The following is a 21,654-nucleotide window of genomic DNA, read 5'->3' as shown; positions in this document are numbered from 1 at the left end:
CCACGGCTCAATTGCGTGTCTGCAGGCTCATCGCTGGGATCAGCGCTGCCGTTTCCGTAAGGCTAAATGGCCTAAAAGTACACTAGTAGCGCCTAATAAGGCTAGACCGATCGCTACAGCGACCTTAGTCGATTGTTCGTTGGTTTGCGGTAGCGTCGGCTTCGTTGCTTCCGTGGTGGTGGCGCCAGTCATCGGTAAGGTTGGCGCCGTGCTGGTGCCCGTTGTGTTCTGATCAGTGCCATTCGTGGCGGAATCATCACTACTGTCACTGCCGGTACTATTGTTAGTGCCGTTGGTGTCATTGCCGGCGCCGTTACTAGCGTCGTCCTGGTTGCCGGAGTCATCACTACCGGGATTGCCATCGCTGCCGTTGTCGCCAGGATTGTTGGTATTGCCATCACTGCCGTTGTCGCCAGAGTTGTTGTTAGTGTCACCACTGCCATTGTTGCCAGAGTTGTTGTCATCGCCGCCATTGTTGCCAGAGTTGTTGTCATCGCCGCCATTACCGCCGGATGGTAGTGATTGATCGGCCAAGACGGTGACCGTCGCTTGTTTAGAAATGACCGAATCGACCAGTTGATAGCTGTAAGTCACGGTGTAAATGCCGGGCGTTTTGGCCAAGTAGGTTTCTGGATCGGTGATTGTTTGCCCTTGGGCATCGGTAACGGCCACGTTGAAGTCGGCTGAGGTCAACGCAGCCTTGGTCGCGGGATTCTTGCCGGGAACTAGATTCGTGGTGGTCGTCCAATTATGGGCTTCGGAACTACCAACTTTGAATTTAGAAGAGGTCGTCTCAAGCACCTGGATCAGCTCAATATATTCTTGTTGCCTTGCAGTCGAACCTGAATCTGAACCGTCCGAATTAGTCAAACTGAAGCTGTTGCTTGTGCCTGTGCGATAGGTATAGTAGTCAACTTGTTTCCCGCTACTGTCAACGACCACCGAAAGTCCGGCGGGATTGACCTTGTCTTTGATGTCGTCAAGCACGATTCGATAAGAACCAGTTGTATAAGTGCCCGTATTCTTGGCGTCATAGGCGCTGAATTCGGCGTTGGCGATGTAATTCTTGAACTGAAGGTAGTGCGCGACCGGTTCGGGAAGATCGAGCAGGGCTTGGACATCTTCAGGGAAGGTGACATAACTATCGTCGCCGGTTAAGTAAGTCGCGAGGAAGCCGTTGGTGAACAGCTTGACAGGTAAGGCGAACAGCACGTTATTGTAAATCGCGGAGTTGGCGAACGTTGCGTAGCTACCCAACCGCCCCGTGGAACTGATTGTGGCAGTCGGCTGGCTAAAGGTAAAAGTACGACTGGTAAATCTGAGCGCGGATTGGACAACCCCAGAGGTAGCGTGGTCATTGTTATTGTTGATCGTGTTAATCATTGTGGCCAGACTCGCCGCGCTATCGCTAGAACTTACTGCTAGCGGAATCGACAGCTGGAGGTTTTGACCTTTACGCAAAGTGCCATCGACCATCACAACGGCGATTTTCTGGTAATCATTGTCGTTTTTGCTGAGGAATTCGTCAAGCGGGAAATAATTACCGTCACCATTGCTGTAATAGAGGGTCAACCCATCGGTGGAACCAGCCACCGCAGTCGCCGCTGCAGTCGCGCGGGCATACAGCCGTGTGGCAGCGGTAACCGGCACCGAACTAGGCAGGGAAAAAGCTGTTCGGATCCGCAATGAGCCGTTGGTGGTGTTTTTGATCGTACCAATCAGAGCCAAACTCTTGAAATTCAGCGCGTTGACGATGGCGTTGGGCGTAGTGGTGGCGGTCGTCTTCAGATCGTCCGTCGTGAGGAATTTAGCGATCGGTGAATAAGCCGTCGTCCCGTCCGTGCCAGTCACCGCAAACTGGCTGTAATGTTGGTAACCGCCTTGTTCGTCAGGCGTCGCGGAGGTATTGGTTTCACTGTCGACCGCCGAACTGTTGATTTTGCTGGTGTCGATCAGGTTGCCTAAATCAGTCGCGCCGGTGACGGTGACCGTCGCGGTTTGACTGATGGTCTCTGACCCCAGTTGGTAGGCATAGGTCACCGGATAGGTCCCGGCTTTCGTGGTGTTGACGGTGCCGGATGTCGTGACTTTGCTCGTGATATCGGTGCCATCAACTGGTGAAGTTGCCGCCACGAGATTATCCGCGGCAGACCAAGTGTCACCGACAGTCAAGTTACTGTCTTTCGTGGTCAACACCTTGATCAGCGTGACATTAAGCGTGGTGCTCATCTTATCGGGGGTGGCGTAAGTGTACTGACTCAGTTGGGTGCCGTTACTACTCAGGCCCACACTATAGCCGGCCGGATTGACCGCTGCCTTGATCCGACTAAGATCCAAGGCGTAGCGTCCGGTAGTGAATAGCGTCGTCCCACTAGGAGTACTGCCACCAAAATTCAGCGCCGTGATATCGTCACGCGGCACCAAACCCTTGAGCAAACTTTGAGTGGCGCTGTCCCAATTGGCACCGGTAGGATCAATGGCGTTGTAGCCGGTGTAATTGGCGGGAACCGCATTGGCAAAGTAAATGATACCCTTGGTTGCTAGCGAGCGGCCCGCGGCATTATAAGTGAACGATGTGGTCGTTAACTCAGTACTCGCTTCTTTGGTCAAGTCGGCTGCGGCCAGGCCGGTGACCGCTAAAGGTGTGGTAACTTGGACGGTTTGATTTGCCGCCAAGGTGCCTTTGATTTGAATCGCTTTCAACTCCGACCAAGTTTTGCCGGCATCTTCGTAGGCTTGCAAGGTTCTGTATTTAGTATCTGCCGCCTGATAGAGGACGGTTAATCCGGCGTCCTGACTGATCGTTGGCGCCGCCGTGGCCGTTGCTGTGACCGCGGTGCTGGTCGCTGTGGGTAAATTAAAAACCGCATTGATCGTTATGTCGCCTGCAGTTGTGTTATGCAAGGTGCTCAAAAGTCCCAGACTAGCGAACTGGGTCTGATCAATGATTGCTTGCATGGCCGTCCCGACTTGTTCCATGGGCCCGGTTTCAGTGGCGCCGGCCGTAGTCGTGACCTGAAACTGCGAATAAGCTGCCAAACCACTAGCGTCAGTGGGCGTGCTGGCACTCAAATAAGGATCCGCCGTGATCGCCGCCGCGGTGTTGTCTGTCGTGCCGCTAGCTGTTGTGCTCGTAGTTGCTGTTGCGCTGGTGGTTTCCGTTGTGCTGGTGTTAGCGGTCGTGTCCGTGCTAGCCGTTGTTTCCGCGCTATTGGCGGTTGCCGCGGCGACTGTTAAGACCGGCACGCTAGGCGCTACGGTACCGATGCCTAAAACAGCCACACTAAGTAGCGAGGCACCTTTGATCAAATGACTGAAATGTGTTTGATGATTATTCATGATCTTTCCCCCAATGAAAAGATAGATTTGCTCCGTTAACCAAACCGCGCCGCTTTAGCAGAGCGATTGAGCGACTGAAGACCGGCTGCGCTGATTGTTTGATTGTCAGGGCGTTGCTATGAAGTTGTTATGACGTTGATCAAGCGACCGCTTCGATTACACTCATGATTACCGAATGCTCTTGCGGACGCGAACTTGTCACCGCTACCACTTGTCCCAAGTTCCGGATGTCGAGCAAATAGGCAAACGGGCGCGACCACCGCCCTTTCAGAAAGTGATCACGCCCAGTTGAGAATCAGAAGAAGTCATCCTTTGAAAAAGCCGCTGACCCAATTCAAGTAAATCTTTGTGTAGTCCATCGTTGCCGATACAAATGAATTATTATTCCCCAATAATTAATTCATGGTCATACTAAAGCCACACGAGCAATTTGTCAAGCATATAGCAACGATAAGAAATCTGTCTAAAACGCCCGCTATCCAGGAGGGTAGTGAATAACAAAATACTGAATCATCAACGTTTTGTTGAGTCTGGACACAGTGTTTCTCGGACTTATAAGACCGATTTCAGCCCTTATTCTTCATGAAAATATCTTATTTTGTTATAAAAATTCATTTTTTACTCATTATTTTGGCCGATTTGATTCATCAAGATTTCCTTTTTGACGCCTAAAGTGAAGAAGTTAGGTTCTTTCTAAAGTTTGGCGAATGGCCTGAAAATTTCTCGATAATCGAGAGGCTTGCTTCCGGAATTTGAGAAATTGCAACACGCAACATTAGATAATAGGTTGGCTTGATGTGGCCATTTATTTCCTATCGCTCCAATTAATTTAGTTGGAGTATTTATTCGTCGTCATGAAAGCTGCTATATCAGTGTTGATCGCGTCTTCGCCAAAGTTTAGAAAGAACCGGACAATTTCACCACTGAGCCGCGTAGTCCCAGCCGGTTGCTGAACAGAATTGAGCTTATCTGCAATATGGGCGAAGGATTTGACGAAGTGGTTTTGCAAGGTAGAGGTCAAACCAATTGCCTCTTATGGGGTGGTACAGCAACACCAACAGATTCAGGGACATAGGTCGGTACATTTCGGATAGTGCCGCCAACTTTATCTCACTTACTTAAACGGATTCTGGTTGGAAACCGACTGATTCATTTGATTCATCAAAATCTTGTCCGAGTTCATCAAACAGACTGCCCTGGTGTCACCAATTTAAAGCTGGTGACCACTAACCACGGTCGTCAATTGCGTGGCTCTCAATCCATTGGCAATAGCTTGCTGGATGGCGTGAGTGCTCAAACGACTGCTATAACGTTGAGCGGCTGGAGCGGAGAAATTCGGGGTGAGATCGCCGTGAAATTGGTCTTAGTGGCTATGCCACTTAGACCAAGGCTCAGCTTTGAGATTTTCGGTGGTTTTCCGAAAAGCTCAAAATGACGCCCACAGCGAGCTCACCCCGAATTTCGCAGCGCAAGCTGCGGACTAGCTACTTTTATCTGTCCGTCTAGCGCTGAGTTGCCGCAAAAAGCTTTATTCTCATATTTGTCTAATTAAACTCTTAGTGATAGAATTAAGACAAATCATTTTTCTGCACCAATGAAAGGAAGTTAACGTTTAATGAAAAAATTAAATCAGGCAACTGTTCGTGGCGGCGCCGGCGATACGACCGCTGCTGAATCAGCCCGGATCCAAGATAACTTATACCTCGCGATCAACGGCGAATGGGCCAAAACAGCGGTCATTCCCGGCGACCAACCCCGGACTGGCGGCTTCTCTGATCTGGCAGACGAATTGGAGAAACAAATGCTGGCCGATTTCGCGGGCTTCCGTGAAGATCCTAGCCAAGTAACTGACCCGATTTTGGCTGAAGCGGTCAAACTCAATGAATTAGCCTTGGCTTTTGAAGACCGTGATCAAGCCGGCGTTGCCGCGGCGCAGCCTGTTTTAGATGAAGTCGCTGGCGTGACCAGCTGGGCTGATTTCAACCACCAATTAGCGACCTTGATCAAAGATGGCGTCGCTAAACCGTTTAGCTTGAGCGTTGAACCCGATATGAAAAACACCGACGTTAATTTGATTTATCTTGATGTGCCTGGTTTGATCTTGCCGGACAAGACTTATTACGCTGAAGATAATGAAAATGGCGCCCAATTACTGGCTGTTTGGACGAAGATGGCGGAAGACGTTTTGGCTAAATTCGGCTACAACGCTGAAGCTGCGGCCAAAGAAGTCGCGCAGGCGAAGCAGTTTGACGCCTTGATCGTGCCTTTGGTCAAGAATTCAGAAGAATTGGCAGATTACACCAAGCAGTACAACCCTTATGCCTTCGCAGACGTCGTCAAATTGGTGCCGGACGTTGATTTTGCTGGGGCAATTACCAGTGTCTTCGGTAAAGCACCAGAAAAGGTTGTTTTGACGCAACCGCATTATTTTGAAAATCTATCACAATTGGTTAGCGAAGCAAACTTCCCACTGTATCATAGTTGGTTGTTGGTCAATATGATTCTCTCCACGACCAGCGCCTTGACCGACGAATTGCGGATCTTAGGCGGAACTTACGGCCGTGCGATCGGCGGCCAAAAGGAAGCCTCTTCCCACGAAAAATTTGCTTATCGGACGGCCAATGGTTATTTCGATGACGCCGTGGGCAAGTATTATGGGGAGAAATATTTCGGCGATGCCGCTCGTCAAGACGTGGCGCAAATGATCCACAAGATGATCGATGTTTATAAGGCCCGCTTGGCTGACAATACTTGGTTGTCCCAGGCCACCAAAGAGAAGGCCATCGTGAAGCTGAATACGATCAAGATCAAGGTCGGCTACCCAGACAAACTCCAACCGATCTATGCTCAATTAAAAGTCAAAACAGCGGCTGACGGCGGCACCTTATTAGGTAATATTTTGTCGTTGAACCAAGTCGTGCGGGCTTACAGTTTCGCTAAATTGGATCAACCAGTCGATCGCAGTCGCTGGGCGATGCCAGGAAATTTAGTTAATGCCTGCTACGATCCAAGTTTCAACGATATCACCTTCCCAGCCGCAATTTTGCAGGCCCCATTTTACAGTCTGAAACAATCCAGTTCTGAGAATTATGGTGGGATCGGCGCCGTCATCGCCCATGAAATTTCCCACGCCTTTGATAATAATGGCGCGAAATTTGACGAAAAGGGAAATATGACGAACTGGTGGACAGACGCCGACTACGCCGCTTTTGAAAAGCGGACCCAAGCGATGATCAACGAGTTTGACGGCATCCCTTATTCAGGCGCGCAGGTCAACGGCAAGTTGGTCATCAGTGAAAATGTCGCGGATGGTGGCGGCCTAAGCTGTGCCTTGCAAGCGGCTAAAAGTGAAGCGGATGTTGATTTGCCAGCGTTCTTCACCAACTGGGCGCGGGTTTGGCGGCTCAAAGCAACCGCGGCCTTCAATCAACTGCTCTTGGCCATTGATGTGCACGCGCCAGGTCCATTACGGGCCAATGTCCAAGCGCAAAACATGGATGATTTCTACACGGCCTTCAATGTTACTGAAAAAGATGGCATGTGGTTAGCACCAGAAGATCGGGTCAATATCTGGTAGAAATTCCGGGTCAACAGATCAATAAAATTTCTCGCAATAGTCCTTGGCGGCGTCCTCGCTGCTGAGGGCTATTTTTATGCCTGCGCTTGATTTGCAGGTGTGTAGGGTGTTTGCGCGTGAGCGCAACCGGGTCCTATTCATGATTTTTCGCCTAGTTGCAGGTGTGGTGGGTTTGGTTGGGGACGCAACCGCCTCAGGACGTTTGTCGTGGCTGGAACGCGGTGGGCATCGTTTGAAGCCAATTCCAAAAGCGGGAATTGTCTTCAAATCGAGCCTTATTCTAAGCGATAAATCGCTAAGAATAATCTCACCGCTGAGCCACACGTCCTGAGGCGGTTGCTAGGCAGAATTGAGTTTATCTGCAATCGAAGCGAAGGATTTGACGAAGTGGTTTTGCAAGTAAGAGGTCAAACAATTGCTCTCTTTTGGGATGGTACGGCAATGCCAACGGATTTGGATTAGTAGGTCGGTACATTTTGCGCAGGCCTAATAGTTTAATCTATTTCCTTAACAAATCTTGAGTGGGAACCGACCGATTCAGTTGATTCAGCAAAATCTTATCCTAGTTCATCAAGCAAACTGTACTGGTGTCACCAATTTAAAGCGTATAACCACTAACCACGGTCGTCAATTGCGTGGTTCCCCATCAATTGACCATAGCTTACCAGTCGGCGTGAGTGCTCAAGTGACTATGATAATGTTGAGTAGCTGGAGCGGAGCGTGGCGTTGGTGGGCTGGTTATCAGTTGGCGGAAGGTCGGGCTGGGGGTGAGTCAGCCGCGATATTATTGTTGGCGATTTATCGCCTACAATAAGGCCGAGCTTGAAGATTTTCGGTGGGTTTCCGAAAAGCTTCAAGTCGTGCCCGCAGCGTTCCACCACCCCCAGCCCGACCTGGAGCCCTACCACATCTGCAATCCACCAACGCCACGCGCAGCGCAAGCTGCGGCCAACATCAGAATCGCCATGTTGCGCTGCGCATTCTTTTTCTGTCAACTAACATTTTTGTTAGATTGCTGTTCGTTGGTTAAATGGTTTCGATTAAGTTGACTGACTATAATGGATTCTGAAACACGAGAAAGGAGTTGCGACGTGATCATGAAAAGAATCATTGGGTTGATCGTCTTGTTCGGGTTGATCATCGGCGGCGCTTGGTATGGCGCGGAACATTATTTGCCGCCAGGGACCGTGGTTTATGCCGAGATGAAATTGATCGATCAAGACACTGCGCTGGGCAATGATGGCGAACAGTTGACCGGATTCGATCGTCATGGCAACTTGGTCCACATTCAATTGGATCGGGCCGAGCGTCGTCAACTGCCCCAACGAGGTTACTTGAAGTTCTACTATCGGCAGGGCAAAGTCGTCTCCGTTCGGCGGATCCCGTTGAAAGAGGTCCCGACTAAAGCTTTGACCCGGCTGTCGTTGGCCGATCAGTAAGCGCCGCTGCTCAGCGGTTACAATCGAGAAATTTGTGCATGAGCATACAAAGGAGAACATTCTTGACATTAAAATGTAATTTTGTTAGTTTTTGGACAGCAAAAGATTGAAATTTGGCGAGCATGACTAGACAAGTTCGGCAAATGCCGATCTGGCGTTTGAAATTATTGGTGGTCAAGTTTTTATCGGGGGATAACGACTCAGCTCAAGAAGGGAGCAGGATGAGCAATGGTTGAGAAAAAGCAGAGTCAGAAAAAGCAAATTGGCCGCTTTATTTTGAGAACAGTATTCTATTTTCTGATAATTTTGGTGCTGGTGTACCTGTATGGGTATAGTGGCATCAACGGTGGTCATTTCATCTATAACGAATTCTAGGGGGATAACGATGATGATCAAAAATGTGATTACGGCTTTTGATAAAGTCAGTCAAAAGCATCCAAACAAATTCGCCTATGACTATTTAGGGGAGCAACACACCTACCACGAATTGCGGGTCAACGCCGATCGCTTGGCTGCGCATCTATTGAGTTTGAATTTGCCAAAACACGCGCCGATCATGGTGTATGGGGGGCAAACGTTTGAAATGGTCGTGGCCTTTCTAGCGGCGGTGAAAGCGGGTCATGCTTACATTCCGGTGGATGATCATTCCTCAAACGATCGGCTTAAAATGATCCAGGAGGTGGCCCAACCACCCTTGGTCATTGCGGTTCGGCCTTTACCCGTGGCTTTGACTGACATTCAGGTGATCGATCAGGACGATCTGATGGCGCTCACTGAACAGGAATTAACGGCGCCGTTGCCAAGCGAGCAATATGTCAGTGATGACGACAATTTCTATATTATTTTCACCTCGGGCACCACGGGTAAGCCTAAAGGGGTTCAAATCAGCGCTCGAAACTTGGAAAGCTTTGTTAACTGGCAGCTAGCGGATTTTTATTTCCCGAAACATGCCAATGTCTTGGCGCAGGCGCCGTATTCCTTCGACTTATCCGTAATGGGCTTATACCCAACACTGGTGACCGGCGGAACGCTGAAGGTTTTGCCTCGGGAGATCACGGACAACTTCAAAGCGCTATTTGCGACGCTACCGACGATGGATCTAAATATTTGGATCTCCACGCCGTCTTTGATCGAAATCTGTCTACTAGTGGCTGATTTTGATAGTGAGCATTATCCCGACTTGGTGACGTTCTTGTTCTGCGGTGAGGAATTGAGCCACAAAACCGCCGCTACCCTGAAGAAGCGGTTCCCGAAGTCGCGGTTGTATAACACCTATGGCCCTACAGAAACAACGGTGGCGGTCACCGGCGTGGAGATCACACCGGCGCTTTTGGAGCGTTATGACCGCTTACCCATCGGCTACGTGAAGTCAGATACGCAGATTTGGGTGGATGGCGCGGCGGCTGTCGGTCAACAAGGGGAAATCATTATTAGCGGACCAAGTGTTTCCAAAGGCTATTTGAATTTACCTGAGAAAACCGCGGCGGTCTTCCAACAAAAAAGTGGCTGGCCAAGTTATGCCAGTGGCGATATTGGTTTCTTCAATGACGCTGGCTTGCTCTTTTACCGTGGACGGATGGATTTCCAAATCAAATTCAACGGTTATCGGATCGAGCTTGAAGAATTGAATTTCTTCTTGAAACAGCAAAAGATCGTCGACCAAGGCGCCATCGTACCGCGCTACAACCAGGGACACAAGGTTACCCAATTGGTAGCGTTGGTGGTTCCGGCGGCCGGGGATCCCGAAGATCAGCAAGCTTTGACCGCCGCAATCAAGGCGAATTTGGCCAAGGATATCATGCCTTACATGATGCCGCAGCGGTTCGTTTATCGCAGCGAACTGCCCCTATCTGCAAATGGGAAGGTCGATATCAAGGCGCTGATCCAGGAGGTCAATGCCAGTGATTAATTTACAACCATACAGTAGCCCCAGATATTTCCTGATTTTACTGCTGGGCTTATTACCGATCATGATCGGCCTTTATCACGGCAAGCGTTTCCGCGTCTACGAAACAATTTTCAGCCTGGTCTTCTTAGTATTGACCTTTGGCGGGGACCACTGGCAACAAGGGGTGGCCTTGATCATCTACATCGCCTATCAGTTCATTCTGACGCTGGCCTATGTTCATTATCGCAAGACGCGCAATCAAACCGGCGTCTTTGTGGGCGCGGTTTTACTGGCGATCTTGCCGTTGACGGTGGTTAAATTCACGCCCTTTCTCGCCGGTGGGAAAATCACGCTGGGCTTTCTGGGGATCAGCTACCTGACCTTTAAGACGGTACAGGTCGTTATGGAAGTCCGGGATGGCACGATCAAGGATTTCGATTGGAAGCTGTACCTGCATTTCTTGCTGTTCTTTCCCACGATCTCCTCAGGACCGATCGACCGTTATCGTCGCTTCAAGAAAGACTATGAAACGATTCCCGATCGTAGCGCCTATTTGGAAGATTTGGAAAAGGCCGTTCATTATCTCTTTCTAGGCTTCTTCTATAAATTTATTCTAGGTTATCTTTTTGGAACATTGTGGCTGCCATCATTGCAACATTGGGCGTTAATGCAACGCCACGCGTTCGGCGGCCTCGGTCTGTCTTGGGCGCTGCTAGGTTATATGTATGATTACAGCATGTATCTGTTCTTTGATTTCGCTGGGTATAGCTTGTTTGCCATCGCGATCAGCTATTTCATGGGCATCAAAACACCGCCCAACTTCAATAAGCCTTTTGCGGCAGGCAACATCAAGGAGTTCTGGAATCGTTGGCATATGACCTTGTCCTTCTGGTTCCGCGATTTCATCTTTATGCGGTTTACCTTCTGGTTCATGAAGAAGCGCTGGATCAAGAACCGGATCCGGATCTCACAGATCGCCTATTTGGTCAATTTCCTGATCATGGGCTTCTGGCATGGGTTGACTTGGTATTACATTGTTTACGGTCTGTTCCATGCCTGCGCGATCATCATTAACGATATTTGGTTGCGGTATAAGAAGAAACATCAGGCGCAGATCCCCAGTAATAAGTTCACCAAAGGGTTCAGTGTTTTCTTGACCTTCAATGTGGTTTGCTTCAGCTTCTTGATTTTCTCAGGGATCTTAGACAAACTTTGGTTCATGTAACCGCCGATCCTATCGCAGTCGCGGAGGATCCACGGTAATTCAAAATAATAATTGATTTCAGAAAGGTTGGTTTTGGCAATGACTGATACAGAAAAAGTAGTTTCGATCTTAAATGATTTAACAGGTGAGGATCTCGGCGGCAAGTTAGACGAGAATATTTTCGCCAATGGGTTATTGGATTCCATGGCAACCGTGCAATTGTTGCTGGATCTAGAAGATCAATTCGATGTGGATGTGCCGGTCTCTGAATTTGATCGCAATGAATGGGATACCCCGAACAAGATCGTGGCGAAAGTAGCGGCGCTAAAATGAAAGCCGGCAAACAACTGTGGCGAACCTTTGGCCCAGTCTTGGTGGCAGTGATAGCGGCACTGGCACTGTTTGCAACACCATGGCGCGGGCTGAAGATCAATTCCCAAACGTTGAAAGAGGCGACGGTCTCGCTGTCCACCAATGTTTATCGCGGTGAGAAAATCAAGGATGTCGCGCTTAACGATAATTATGTGCCCTTCATTGGCTCATCAGAACTGTCGCGGATGGACGCGATGCACCCGTCAGTTTTGGCGGCGAAGTACAAACGCGGTTACCAAACGTTGTTGCTAGGGGGACCGGGGAGTCAATCGTTGAATCATTACTTCACCATTCAAGAGATGAGCGCCCAGCTCCGCAACAAGAAGGTTGTTTATGTGATTTCGCCGCAATGGTTCACGCCTAAGGGACAACGACCGGATGCGTTCGGCTATTACTACTCAGCCTTGCAAGCAACGGATTGGCTCTTGCAGGCTAAGAATACCAAGGCGGATCGTTATGCTGCTCAACGGCTGTTAGCGATGCCTTCGGGAACGTCCAGCCTGCTGATCGAAAACGCCACCAAGAAAATCGCGGCGGGACGACGGTTATCAGCGGTGGAGAAGCTGATGCTGACACAGAAGCAGGTTATTCTGAAGAATGAGGATGCCCTCTTTTCAACCTTGGATCTTGATAACAATTGGGAACATATCAAGCAGGAAACGAAGAAATTACCGGCGACGGATAATGAGCGCTTGTTAAATCAGGTGGCGGTCAAGCAGGCCCAACAAGAAACCACGAACAATGAGTTTAATATCAAAGATAGTTTCTTCAAGAAGGAATTGCGTGGCGGGCGGCGCCTACCACGGTTGAAGGACAGTCAAGTTCGTTTCGATTATCGGCGTTCGCCAGAATATGCGGATTTTCAACTGGTCTTGCAACAATTAGCGGCGTTGAATTGCCAAGTGGAATTTGTTTTACCGCCGATCAATCAACGCTGGGTCGATTATACCGGTCTCAACATGACCATGTGGCGGCAAACCACCAAGAAAATCAAGCAACAATTGCTCAATCAAGGGTTCACCAATATTGATGATCTGTCGGAGGACGGCAATCAGGCTTACTATATGGAAGATACGATCCACATTGGTTGGCGCGGTTGGCTGCGAATGGATCAGTCGGTTAGACCGTTTTTGACGGAGACTCAGGCGCAACCCGATTACCAAATCAGTGATTATTATTTGTCGCCAGCTTGGCAACAGAAAATCGTGAAATAGTCAGAATCTGGCTCCGGGGGGAGAACCATGAGAACAAGACGACAAAGAAAGCAATCCCGTGGACGGATCGTTGCGTTGTTGACGATCACGGTGGTCTTCGTACTGCTGGTTGGTGGCTGGTATTGGCGGGGACATCGCCGCTCACACTGGCCTTCTGAGCGGCAGGAAACTTCCGCGCAGAAGGCCAGTAAGAAGCAAGCGGAAACCAAGCCGAAAAAAGCCGCGCCGAAGCAGTCGCGCCGCTCTGAGTTAAAGCGTCCCAACAATGTCGATTATCAACAACAGCTAGAAGCCAAGTTGAATGATAATCAATTTGTCGGGACAGGCCTAATGGTCAAAGATGGCAAAGTCGTCGCCGTCTATGGCCGCGGCTACGCCAACGCGCAACGTGGCCAAGTTAATGGCGCGGATACTGCCTTTCAGATCAACTCGATGCAGAAATGCTTGACCGAGTTTCTAGTCATGAAGCAAGTTCAAGCGGGTAAAGTCAAGCTGTCGGATCATTTGAGCCAGTATTATCCACAAGTTCCCGGGAGTACGAGAATCACCTTGGCCCAGATGTTTACCATGACGTCAGGGCTGTCGATGAATGGGATGGGTTCCGGACCGTACAACAGTGATCGTGATGTGGTCAATAACGCCATTGCCCATTTGCAGTTCACACCATCTGCCTGGGGCCAGGCTAATTATCAGCCGGTCAACGTGGTTTTGTTGGCGGGGATCCTAGAAAAGGTCAGCGGTCAAACTTATCAGCAGCTTTTTGAAGAACAGCTTATCCGGCCTTTGCAGTTGCAACATACGTATTTTGGTTATCAGATCCCAGCTGCCTCGCTGGTGGCAACAGGCTATTATTCGGCAGGTAATCTACCAAGTTATGAGCAGCCGCTAGCCTTGTCACCACTGCAACAGCATTATGAGCTGGGAACGGGTCAAGTCTTCATGTCGGCGGAAGATTTCTATCGTGCTGTCAGTAGTATTTTGAATGGGAAATTACTACCAGCGGCCTTGATTGCGGAACAATTTAAAGGTAATTCCCGGGATCAATATGGTGGGGGTCTTTATAATACGGAACCGTTCAAAAGCGCTAATGGCGTAGGGATTTATTTCCGTTCCACGATCCACATCACGCCAAATGGCCAAGACGGTGTCGTGTTGATGACCAACCAATCGGTTTCACTGAATTTGATCGCCGGGATGGCCAAGGATCTACAGCAATCACTTCTTTAGTAGCTGACAAAACGTCGCAGTCAGCCGTGGCGGTTGCCCCGAGCTGAGTATGACGTTCTTGTCGAGTTGGGGGAACTCGAGGCGAAGGTTATGAAGCAGCAACATCGGAAATTGTCCGGCGGCACCCGTGCCATTTTGATTGTGGCCACTGTGCTGCTGTGCCTCTTTGGCAGTTATTTGGGGTATACGCGCTATCAGGCATACGAGCACGCGACCTACGCGGCGAAAGTCGCGCGGGAGAAACGCAAGATCAAGGCACGAGCCAAGGCTCAGGCGCAAGCGCGGGATTTGACCAAACAAGAGACCAAAGCGGTTTTGAACACCAGATTGAATCATTATTTTCAACAAGAATTGGTTACCCAATTGAAGAGCATTCACTTTGTTGGCAGCGCGATTCTTGCCCAGAATGGCGCCATCGTCGCGCAGTATTCCGCTGGGTATGCCGACTACAATAAGTTGCAAGCCAATACCAATCGGACCGCGTTTGAAATCGACTCCTTGCAGAAATGCTTGACCGGCACCTTGGTCATGCAGGAAGTTGAGGCTGGGAAGCTGAGTTTGGATGATCTTTTGGCGAAATATTACCCGCAGGTGCCCCATAGCAATGAGATCACTTTGCGGCAAATGTTGGCGATGAAATCGGGATTGACCATGAGTGGCATGGGCAGTGAAGCCTACACCAGTGATGAGAAAGTCATTGCCTACGACATTGACCATCTTAATTTCAGTCCGAGTTCATATAACACGGAGAACTACCAGCCAATCAACTTTGTGTTGCTGGCGGGAATCCTGATGCAGGTGACCGGCCGATCTTACCGGCAATTGTTCCATGAGCGGATCATTACTGCCCTGGGGTTGAAACACACTACCTTCGGCTATGAAATGAACTCGCCGGTTGCCACGGCGACGGCCTATCCAATCACAGACGCGCTACTGGGTAATTACAATAAGCCAATGACTCTGAGTGCGACCCAACAACATTTGGAACTGGGTACGGGCCAGGTCTTCATGTCCGCCAGTGATTTCTATGAGACGGTGCGCTCGATTTTTGACGGCACACTGATTTCGACCGCTTCAGTCCAAGAACTCTTCGTCTCAGGTGGCGCTAGTCCTTATAGTGGGGGCTTCTACAATGGCCCCCAAGTCCGCTATGCCAATGGGCTAGGCGCCGGTTTCGAATCAACGGTCTATTTAAGCCAGAATGGCCAGTCTGGGGTCGTGCTCATGTCGAACTATGGCGTCAACTATCTGAGCCTGAAAGGCAAAGCGTCACTCTTGATCAATTTGGTTTTGTAGCCGGGTGCCGGTCGGTCCGAACATCATCGCGCCAGTAGCAGCCCCAGATCAAGTTGAATCGATACAAAAAGAGACCAGCCGCGTGCTGGTCTCTTTTTGTATCGGTCATGATTTGACCGAGCCACCTTGATTTGAAGCAATGTTATTTGAAAAAGCGCGTACCGGCGATTTCGAAAATCCCCATGACGACGAGGATCCAACCGAAGATGCGAATCAGCACTGTGATCGTACTGAAGGGATTCCAGATCATAACCACAGCGGCGATGATCAAAAGAATGCCGTAAATGTAGCCAGGAACTGGGCTTACATTGACATATTGCCGATGACCGCGAAGTTGCATCACATAATTGATCCCGTGAACCAACAAGACGATCCCGAGAATAAATGGAATCAGGTTTAGCAAGCCTTTAGCGAAGAAGAAAACAAAGACCGCAGCGACTAATTTGATGATCCCACCAATCATTGTTTGGTTCATTGCCGCGCCTTGCGTCCGCTCCTTATTGCCCCCGATCAAGTCGATCGCGCCCATGATCGCAAGGTAAAGGGCAATCAATTTGACGATCCCATTTAAGGATAGTTGGGGATAGAACGCTAATGCTAGACCTAAGACGATAAAGATCGCGGCGCGAAGCCACATGTTGCGTTTGATATTCTTAACGAGTTTATCCATGATCTTAACCTCCAATGTTCACTTTCATTTTGCCAGAAAAAGTGAGTGTTGCCATCAATCCGAAGGCTGATTTTCTTCCTGATCTTAGTGTGTAGAATTTCGGTACCGCTGCATCAAGCCGTCAATGAATTCAGAGCTTGATGAAATTCGCCCTCCGACATGTTGCGTTCAGGCCATCTTAGTCCCGCGAAGTCCGTTGCGCGACCTGATCGATCACCCGATGGTACCAGTCATGCCAATCAGTCGTGGTTTGATACGCCGCAGTTTCAGGATATTGCGCGACAATTGCCTTCCGTAACGTTGCCAACTCGGTGTGACGATTGGTGAAGAGGGCCGTCAAGATTGCTTCACGAGTAGGATAGGGTGCTTGCTTCAAGAAGTGATTTGTTTCCGGGATCTGGTTGCTCTGATCGAATGTTGTCAGCAGATCCATTTCATTTTGACGAAACAGTTCTAGATAAAAGGATAAGAAAGCGTGCCCCGTTTCATTATCTTTTAAATCAGTGTGTGTCAGTTCGTTTTCCATTGCTAAAAGCCTCCAAATAAGTTCTCCTCATAAGAACAGTATACCTTTATTATTAGGATTTGGTAAGCCCCCCTGACTAACTGTGCTTGTTTGAGATTGGTTGAAAGGAGTTTGTCCGTGGCGTGGGATGCGATACTTTGCAGATGAAAGTAGATTGGCCGCAGCTTGCGCTGCGAAATTCGGGGTGAGCTCGCTGTGGGCGCTGTTTTGAGCCAATCCGCAAAGTGCGCGGCTTGTCTCAAAATCAGGCCTTGTCCTAAGCGGCAGAGCCGCCAAGGACAATTTCACGGCGATCTCACCCCGAATTTCTCCGCTCCAGCCGCTCAACGTTATAACAGCCGTTTGAGCACTCACGCCGGCCAGCAAGCTATGGCCAATTGATGGGGAACCCACGCAATTGACGGCCGTGGTTAGTGGTTACAATCCTTGAATTGGCGACACCAGCACAGTCTGTCTGATGAACAGACCCAGTTCTCAGTGAATCAACTGAATCAGTCGGTTGCCACTCAAGAATTATTAAGGAAACAAACAGAGATGGTCAGCCTACGCAAAATGTCCCGACCGCCTAATCCAAATCCGTTGGTGTTGCAGTTCCACCTCAAAAGTGGGCCATCGTTTTGACCTCTAGCTCGCAAAACCACTTCGTCAGATACCCAACTTCGATTGCAGATAGGCTCAATTCTGCCTAGCAACCGCCTCAGGACGTGTGGCTCAGCGGTGAGATTATTCTTAGCGATTTATCGCTTAGAATAAGGCTCGATTTGAAGACAAGCCGCTGGGCTTGCGGATTGGCTTCAAACGATGCCCACCGCGTTCCAGCCACGACAAACGTCCTGAGGCGGTTGCGTCACCATCCAAACCCGGTACACCTGCAACTAGGCGAAAAATAATGAATAGGACCCGGTTGCGCTCACGCGCAACACCCACCCACATCTACCACCAAGCGAAAGGCCAAGAATAGAACGCCATCTTCAGAATCAATCCGAGCAATGCAATACCCATCAAGGCTCTCACCATTGCTGGATCGTCGTCAGCAAGGTATGATAGAGAAAAAGTTAAAGGTGGTCGTAAAATGAAAAAAATCGGATTTATTGGCACTGGCGTGATGGGGACCAGCATGGTCAAGAATTTATTGAAGGCAGGGTATCCGGTGACCGTGTACAACCGCACCGCGGCTCATGCCCAAACGGCCCTAGCCGCTGGCGCTAACTGGGCCGATGATCCGGCTCAGTTGACGCTGGCCAGTGATGTGGTGATTTCGATGGTTGGTTTTCCCCAAGACGTCCAAGAAATTTATTTCGGTGCCAACGGTATTCTGTCTCAGGCACGGCCAGGACAGATCTTAATCGACATGACCACCAGCAAACCCTCCCTGGCCAAGGAGATCACGGCAAAAGCTGCCGCCCAAGGCGTGATTGCCCTAGACGCGCCAGTCTCTGGTGGAGATATTGGGGCAGCCAAAGGGACGCTGACGATCATGGTAGGTGGCGACGAACCGACCTTTAATCTAATTTTACCGATTCTTCAAGCACTGGGTCAACAGGTCAATCGTTTTGGCGGCCCTGGTCAAGGTCAAGCAACGAAAATGGCTAACCAAATCATGGTGGCCGGGACCATGACGGGGCTGACTGAAATGTTGGTTTATGCGAAAGCGGCCGGATTGGATCTGTCTAAGGTGCTGGCAACCGTTGGCGGCGGTGCGGCGGCTAACTGGTCGTTGAGTAATTATGGCCCTCGAATTTTGGCTGGTGATTACACGCCGGGCTTCTTCGCCAAACATTTCTTGAAGGATTTGCGAATCGCTTTGGAGGAGGCCCAGAATCTGGGGCTTGAGTTACCGGCGACTGCTCAAGCCGCGAAATTGTATCAGGTACTGGTGGAACAGGATGGTCACGGAAACGACGGGACGCAAGCCCTGGTCAAACTGTGGTGGCCAACCGAGAACTAAGCTGATTTGACGAGAATAAGTGGCCGTGATTGCAGGATTACCCGTTCCCTAGCGTGCCAATTGCCTAAGGTTAAACCAAATCAACACTAATTAGAGTTATAAAAAAGTCACCTATCGCTAGTGAGATAGGTGGCTTTTTGCATCGTGATGATCGGCATTTGACACCGAGACGCCTGAACTTGGTGTCGCTGGGTCAATAGCCTTGACGAGGATCGACTTGATTAACGCTCAGCTGTCCTGTTGCGGCGAAACTAGCCAAGTTTGGCTGCACGATGGCAAATAACTTTTGGCGGAAATGTGGAACCTGACCGGCGATGTGTGGGGTGATCAAAAAGTTGGGCAAATCCCAAAGCTGACTCGAACTAGGCAAAGGTTCGGTTTCAAAAACATCCGCTGAGGCAAAGCTAAGTTGACCTGCTTGTAAAGCCACCGCCAAGTCGTTGATCACCACGGATGGTCCACGACCGACATTAATGAAAACAGCCCGAGGAGCCATTTGGCTGAAGAAAGCTTGGTTGAAATAGCCCGTCGTCGCGGCTGTCAAAGGCATGATGTTGACGACGAAATCGAAACTGGCGATTGCCGAAGTGACGGTAGATAAAGTATACATTGCTTCAAAGTTGGGCCGCGCCTCACCACGAGTATTCACGCCAGAGACATGAAGTCCCAGCGCAGTAGCCTGTTGCGCCAATCGCTGACCAATGTGACCGGCACCGAAAATCAACAAACTTTTACCGGCGACATCGTCAGGCTCGAACTCATTGGTCAACCATTGATGTTCACGTTGCGCCCGCGCATAGCCAAATAAACCGCGCTCATAGCTGAGAATGATTGCCAGCACGTGTTCGGTGATGACTTGAGCGTGAATGCCACTACCGTTGCTGACAAGGATGTGACGTGAATTGATTTCCGACCAGGGCAAATAGTCCACACCAGCAGAGATCGATTGGATCCACTTTAGGTGAGGCGCGGCCAACAGTGTCTGACTTAGTTCCTTCTTCCAGCCGATGACCCCAAGTAGACGATCCTGGGGAATCAAAGGTGAATCTTGGGCCAGAACGATTTCGAACTGCGGAGCGCTGTCCTGCAGTTGCGCCACTTGGTCGGGCTTGAAATTGGTGAATGAATAAATGACTGGTTTCATTAAGGTGGGTTCCTTTCTTGATTGTAAAAATGGTTTCATCAATGAACGCATAATTTAAAATAATGATACCATTATACCCGTTGTAATTGGCAACGGTCGAGTGCTTGCACTTGCTCGTTGAATAACTCCACCTATCGTATTATCGCATTTAGTGATAAAATCAATGATATAAGTCTTTTTTAGGGGAGGACCAGCCCAATGTCGATTTTTAAACGGAAACGTCAACCGGAACAAGTAAAGCCAACGCCAGAAGCTGATAACCATGATGGCAATCATCCCAAGGTGCCACCAATCAACTATACCGAACGCACGCAGACTGAGCCGAAAGCGGCAGCGGAAACGATTCCGGCGCCAGAACCCACAGCGACGACGATTGACTGGACTCGAACGGAGACGCAATTACATGCCTTGGATCAACAGCGTGATCAGTTGGCCGAGTCCTTACGTGATGAGTTGCTGGAGGCGCGAAGTGTTGCAAAATACGACTTGCGCCAATTAACGCGGCCCAATCGGCATGAAGCGGCGCCCCAGATCGACCCCGAGCAGGTTCAAGGGCTGGAACAAAGTCTTCAAACCTTGAATGATAAGCTGAAACATTGGTATGGCACGGATAAGATGGCCAATGAGATCCATTTCGATGCGGCGCGACCATACTTGTTGCTGAATAATGGGTTGATCCATCAACCGACTGTGATTCAACGGCGCTCTTTACAGCGGCTCAAGCAGTTGTTTGCGACCCATCAAATCGTTCCCACCAATGTGACGATCGATTATGACGATTTGTTAACGCCGACTTGGGCGGCCTATCAGAAGAACGGGCTGGTTGTGCCTAAGACGAAGCTCTTCAACCTGTTTCATGATCTGCAAGATCGTGAACAAACATCTGGCCAAAAGGCGAATGAACTGACTTTTGCTCCAGGATTCAAGGTCGTTGCTGAAGACAATGATAAGAAAGTTTATGATACTCAAGGTGTCTTGAACATGGTGATCGATTATCGCGAGAACGGTAATCTGTTTACGGTGCGCCATTACTTGAATAATGCGTTGCTCAGTCGCGATTTGTTCGATGCCGCTGGCGTGATCTCGGCGACGCAATATTACGCGATCGATGACGCACAGAAAGTGATCCGCGAGAATTTCTACCGTACCGATGGCTCGTTGGCGATTTCGAAGAGTTATCTCAGCGGCGAGCCCTATATTCAAATTTTCGGACCGACGAATGTGTTGATGGCAATTTTCGATAGTGATCTGGATCTGATTGAATGGTGGTTCGAAAATCATGTGCTCCAGCCCAATAGTGTGGTCATTGTTTCAATTGATAGTGTCCTCTATGACACCTTGATCGCCGCCCAGGATCAAGGGCTAGAGGTCATTCCGTTGATCAGCGAATTAGATCCGCAATCGCCGCGGTTGCGCGATCTAGCAGCGCACAAACATGGAATCGAGAGCATTCTGGTTGCTGAACCGTCAATCAAGCAATACTTGGAGCAACGCACGGAAATCGATTTGGACATTACCGTGATATCACCATTGGAATCGGCGTCGGACCAGCCAACTGAGACCGAAACACCTAAATCGTCGCAAGCACCTGCGCCGGATCAGACAGCAGCAGCGTCAGATCAGGCATCACCGTCGACCAAAACCACTTCAGCGGCCGGTCAAGTGGTTGACCATGGCTCGGTTGATCGTCCAGACCAACCGTAGCGACGCAAGGACCGATCAGGTTTGTCGGCTTTGAAGTGAGGTAGATGAATAACAGCTCGCGGGATGAAGTGATTTCCCGGGAGTTGTTTTTTTCATGACAAGCAAG

19 protein-coding genes are annotated in these 21,654 nt (G+C 49.7%); 13 read left to right on the top strand and 6 right to left on the bottom strand.

Annotated features, from left to right (window positions below; all coding sequences use genetic code 11):
- Positions 1-39: 39 nt before the first annotated feature.
- Positions 40-3,339, bottom strand: coding sequence for a beta strand repeat-containing protein (locus EKM94_RS08955; protein ID WP_125600669.1), 3,300 nt, complete (start codon positions 3,337-3,339; stop codon positions 40-42).
- A 1,153-nt stretch (positions 3,340-4,492) separates the two neighbouring features.
- On the opposite strand from EKM94_RS08955, the gene EKM94_RS08950 reads away from it, so the two are divergent.
- The 11 genes from EKM94_RS08950 to EKM94_RS08900 all read left to right on the top strand — a co-directional run bounded on the left by EKM94_RS08950 (position 4,493) and on the right by EKM94_RS08900 (position 15,556).
- Entirely contained in the window at positions 4,493-4,774 is a 282-nt protein-coding gene (locus tag EKM94_RS08950) for a hypothetical protein (protein WP_125600666.1), read from the top strand.
- Positions 4,775-4,954: 180 nt separating this feature from the next.
- Positions 4,955-6,916 (top strand): M13 family metallopeptidase, encoded by a 1,962-nt coding sequence (locus EKM94_RS08945; protein ID WP_125600663.1) that lies wholly within the window; start codon positions 4,955-4,957, stop codon positions 6,914-6,916.
- Positions 6,917-7,457: 541 nt separating this feature from the next.
- On the top strand, positions 7,458-7,730 hold the full coding sequence (locus tag EKM94_RS08940; RefSeq protein WP_125600660.1) for a hypothetical protein: 273 nt from the start codon (positions 7,458-7,460) through the stop codon (positions 7,728-7,730).
- Between the two features lie 283 nt (positions 7,731-8,013).
- Entirely contained in the window at positions 8,014-8,355 is a 342-nt protein-coding gene (locus tag EKM94_RS08935) for a YxeA family protein (protein WP_125600657.1), read from the top strand.
- Positions 8,356-8,583: 228 nt separating this feature from the next.
- A complete protein-coding gene (locus tag EKM94_RS08930) occupies positions 8,584-8,730 on the top strand; it encodes a teichoic acid D-Ala incorporation-associated protein DltX (RefSeq protein ID WP_125600654.1) in 147 nt (48 codons plus the stop codon).
- Positions 8,731-8,743: 13 nt separating this feature from the next.
- The gene (gene dltA, locus EKM94_RS08925; protein ID WP_125600703.1) at positions 8,744-10,264 is read left to right on the top strand and encodes a D-alanine--poly(phosphoribitol) ligase subunit DltA; all 1,521 of its coding nucleotides are present in this window, start codon (positions 8,744-8,746) and stop codon (positions 10,262-10,264) included.
- Entirely contained in the window at positions 10,257-11,468 is a 1,212-nt protein-coding gene (dltB, locus tag EKM94_RS08920) for a D-alanyl-lipoteichoic acid biosynthesis protein DltB (RefSeq protein ID WP_125600652.1), read from the top strand. The genes dltA and dltB overlap by 8 nt, the downstream gene beginning before the upstream one ends.
- Before the next feature lie 78 nt (positions 11,469-11,546).
- Positions 11,547-11,780, top strand: coding sequence for a D-alanine--poly(phosphoribitol) ligase subunit DltC (gene dltC / locus EKM94_RS08915; protein ID WP_125600649.1), 234 nt, complete (start codon positions 11,547-11,549; stop codon positions 11,778-11,780).
- Complete coding sequence (gene dltD / locus EKM94_RS08910) at positions 11,777-13,033, top strand: D-alanyl-lipoteichoic acid biosynthesis protein DltD (RefSeq protein WP_125600646.1); 1,257 nt, start codon at positions 11,777-11,779, stop codon at positions 13,031-13,033. Before dltC ends, dltD begins: the two co-directional genes overlap by 4 nt.
- A 27-nt stretch (positions 13,034-13,060) precedes the next feature.
- Complete coding sequence (locus tag EKM94_RS08905; protein ID WP_125600643.1) at positions 13,061-14,260, top strand: serine hydrolase domain-containing protein; 1,200 nt, start codon at positions 13,061-13,063, stop codon at positions 14,258-14,260.
- A 90-nt stretch (positions 14,261-14,350) separates the two neighbouring features.
- A complete protein-coding gene (locus tag EKM94_RS08900; RefSeq protein ID WP_125600641.1) occupies positions 14,351-15,556 on the top strand; it encodes a serine hydrolase domain-containing protein in 1,206 nt (401 codons plus the stop codon).
- A 142-nt stretch (positions 15,557-15,698) separates the two neighbouring features.
- Here the strand turns inward: EKM94_RS08900 and EKM94_RS08895 are convergent, their stop codons facing one another.
- The 4 genes from EKM94_RS08895 to EKM94_RS12855 all read right to left on the bottom strand — a co-directional run bounded on the left by EKM94_RS08895 (position 15,699) and on the right by EKM94_RS12855 (position 17,575).
- The gene (locus EKM94_RS08895; protein WP_125600638.1) at positions 15,699-16,226 is read right to left on the bottom strand and encodes a DUF308 domain-containing protein; all 528 of its coding nucleotides are present in this window, start codon (positions 16,224-16,226) and stop codon (positions 15,699-15,701) included.
- A gap of 178 nt (positions 16,227-16,404) precedes the next feature.
- Complete coding sequence (locus tag EKM94_RS08890; RefSeq protein WP_125600635.1) at positions 16,405-16,752, bottom strand: hypothetical protein; 348 nt, start codon at positions 16,750-16,752, stop codon at positions 16,405-16,407.
- A 27-nt stretch (positions 16,753-16,779) separates the two neighbouring features.
- On the bottom strand, positions 16,780-17,145 hold the full coding sequence (locus EKM94_RS08885) for a hypothetical protein (RefSeq protein WP_125600632.1): 366 nt from the start codon (positions 17,143-17,145) through the stop codon (positions 16,780-16,782).
- 304 nt (positions 17,146-17,449) lie between these two features.
- Entirely contained in the window at positions 17,450-17,575 is a 126-nt protein-coding gene (locus tag EKM94_RS12855) for a hypothetical protein (RefSeq protein ID WP_263853211.1), read from the bottom strand.
- Positions 17,576-17,824: 249 nt separating this feature from the next.
- Between EKM94_RS12855 and EKM94_RS08875 the strand changes: the two genes are divergently transcribed.
- Positions 17,825-18,700, top strand: a complete 876-nt coding sequence (locus tag EKM94_RS08875) for an NAD(P)-dependent oxidoreductase (RefSeq protein ID WP_125600626.1) — start codon at positions 17,825-17,827, stop codon at positions 18,698-18,700.
- A 193-nt stretch (positions 18,701-18,893) separates the two neighbouring features.
- Here EKM94_RS08875 and EKM94_RS08870 read toward each other — a convergent pair whose 3' ends face one another.
- Positions 18,894-19,844 (bottom strand): NAD(P)-dependent oxidoreductase, encoded by a 951-nt coding sequence (locus tag EKM94_RS08870; RefSeq protein ID WP_164511171.1) that lies wholly within the window; start codon positions 19,842-19,844, stop codon positions 18,894-18,896.
- Positions 19,845-20,042: 198 nt separating this feature from the next.
- Between EKM94_RS08870 and EKM94_RS08865 the strand changes: the two genes are divergently transcribed.
- Positions 20,043-21,548 (top strand): hypothetical protein, encoded by a 1,506-nt coding sequence (locus EKM94_RS08865; protein ID WP_125600620.1) that lies wholly within the window; start codon positions 20,043-20,045, stop codon positions 21,546-21,548.
- Positions 21,549-21,654 lie beyond the last annotated feature (106 nt).

Source organism: Lapidilactobacillus achengensis (assembly GCF_003946655.1).
Lineage (GTDB): Bacteria > Bacillota > Bacilli > Lactobacillales > Lactobacillaceae > Lapidilactobacillus > Lapidilactobacillus achengensis.
This window is presented reverse-complemented; position numbering and strand designations above follow the sequence as displayed.

Bases quoted from the DNA above. Each gene is read 5' to 3' on its own strand.
- EKM94_RS08955 (WP_125600669.1), bottom strand. From the start codon at position 3,339: ATGAATAATCATCAAACACATTTCAGTCATTTGATCAAAGGTGCCTCG.
- EKM94_RS08945 (WP_125600663.1), top strand. From the start codon at position 4,955: ATGAAAAAATTAAATCAGGCAACTGTTCGTGGCGGCGCCGGCGATACG.
- EKM94_RS08935 (WP_125600657.1), top strand. From the start codon at position 8,014: ATGAAAAGAATCATTGGGTTGATCGTCTTGTTCGGGTTGATCATCGGC.
- EKM94_RS08930 (WP_125600654.1), top strand. From the start codon at position 8,584: ATGGTTGAGAAAAAGCAGAGTCAGAAAAAGCAAATTGGCCGCTTTATT.
- dltA (WP_125600703.1), top strand. From the start codon at position 8,744: ATGATCAAAAATGTGATTACGGCTTTTGATAAAGTCAGTCAAAAGCAT.
- dltC (WP_125600649.1), top strand. From the start codon at position 11,547: ATGACTGATACAGAAAAAGTAGTTTCGATCTTAAATGATTTAACAGGT.
- dltD (WP_125600646.1), top strand. From the start codon at position 11,777: ATGAAAGCCGGCAAACAACTGTGGCGAACCTTTGGCCCAGTCTTGGTG.
- EKM94_RS08905 (WP_125600643.1), top strand. From the start codon at position 13,061: ATGAGAACAAGACGACAAAGAAAGCAATCCCGTGGACGGATCGTTGCG.
- EKM94_RS08900 (WP_125600641.1), top strand. From the start codon at position 14,351: ATGAAGCAGCAACATCGGAAATTGTCCGGCGGCACCCGTGCCATTTTG.
- EKM94_RS08895 (WP_125600638.1), bottom strand. From the start codon at position 16,226: ATGGATAAACTCGTTAAGAATATCAAACGCAACATGTGGCTTCGCGCC.
- EKM94_RS08890 (WP_125600635.1), bottom strand. From the start codon at position 16,752: ATGGAAAACGAACTGACACACACTGATTTAAAAGATAATGAAACGGGG.
- EKM94_RS08875 (WP_125600626.1), top strand. From the start codon at position 17,825: ATGAAAAAAATCGGATTTATTGGCACTGGCGTGATGGGGACCAGCATG.
- EKM94_RS08870 (WP_164511171.1), bottom strand. From the start codon at position 19,844: ATGAAACCAGTCATTTATTCATTCACCAATTTCAAGCCCGACCAAGTG.
- EKM94_RS08865 (WP_125600620.1), top strand. From the start codon at position 20,043: ATGTCGATTTTTAAACGGAAACGTCAACCGGAACAAGTAAAGCCAACG.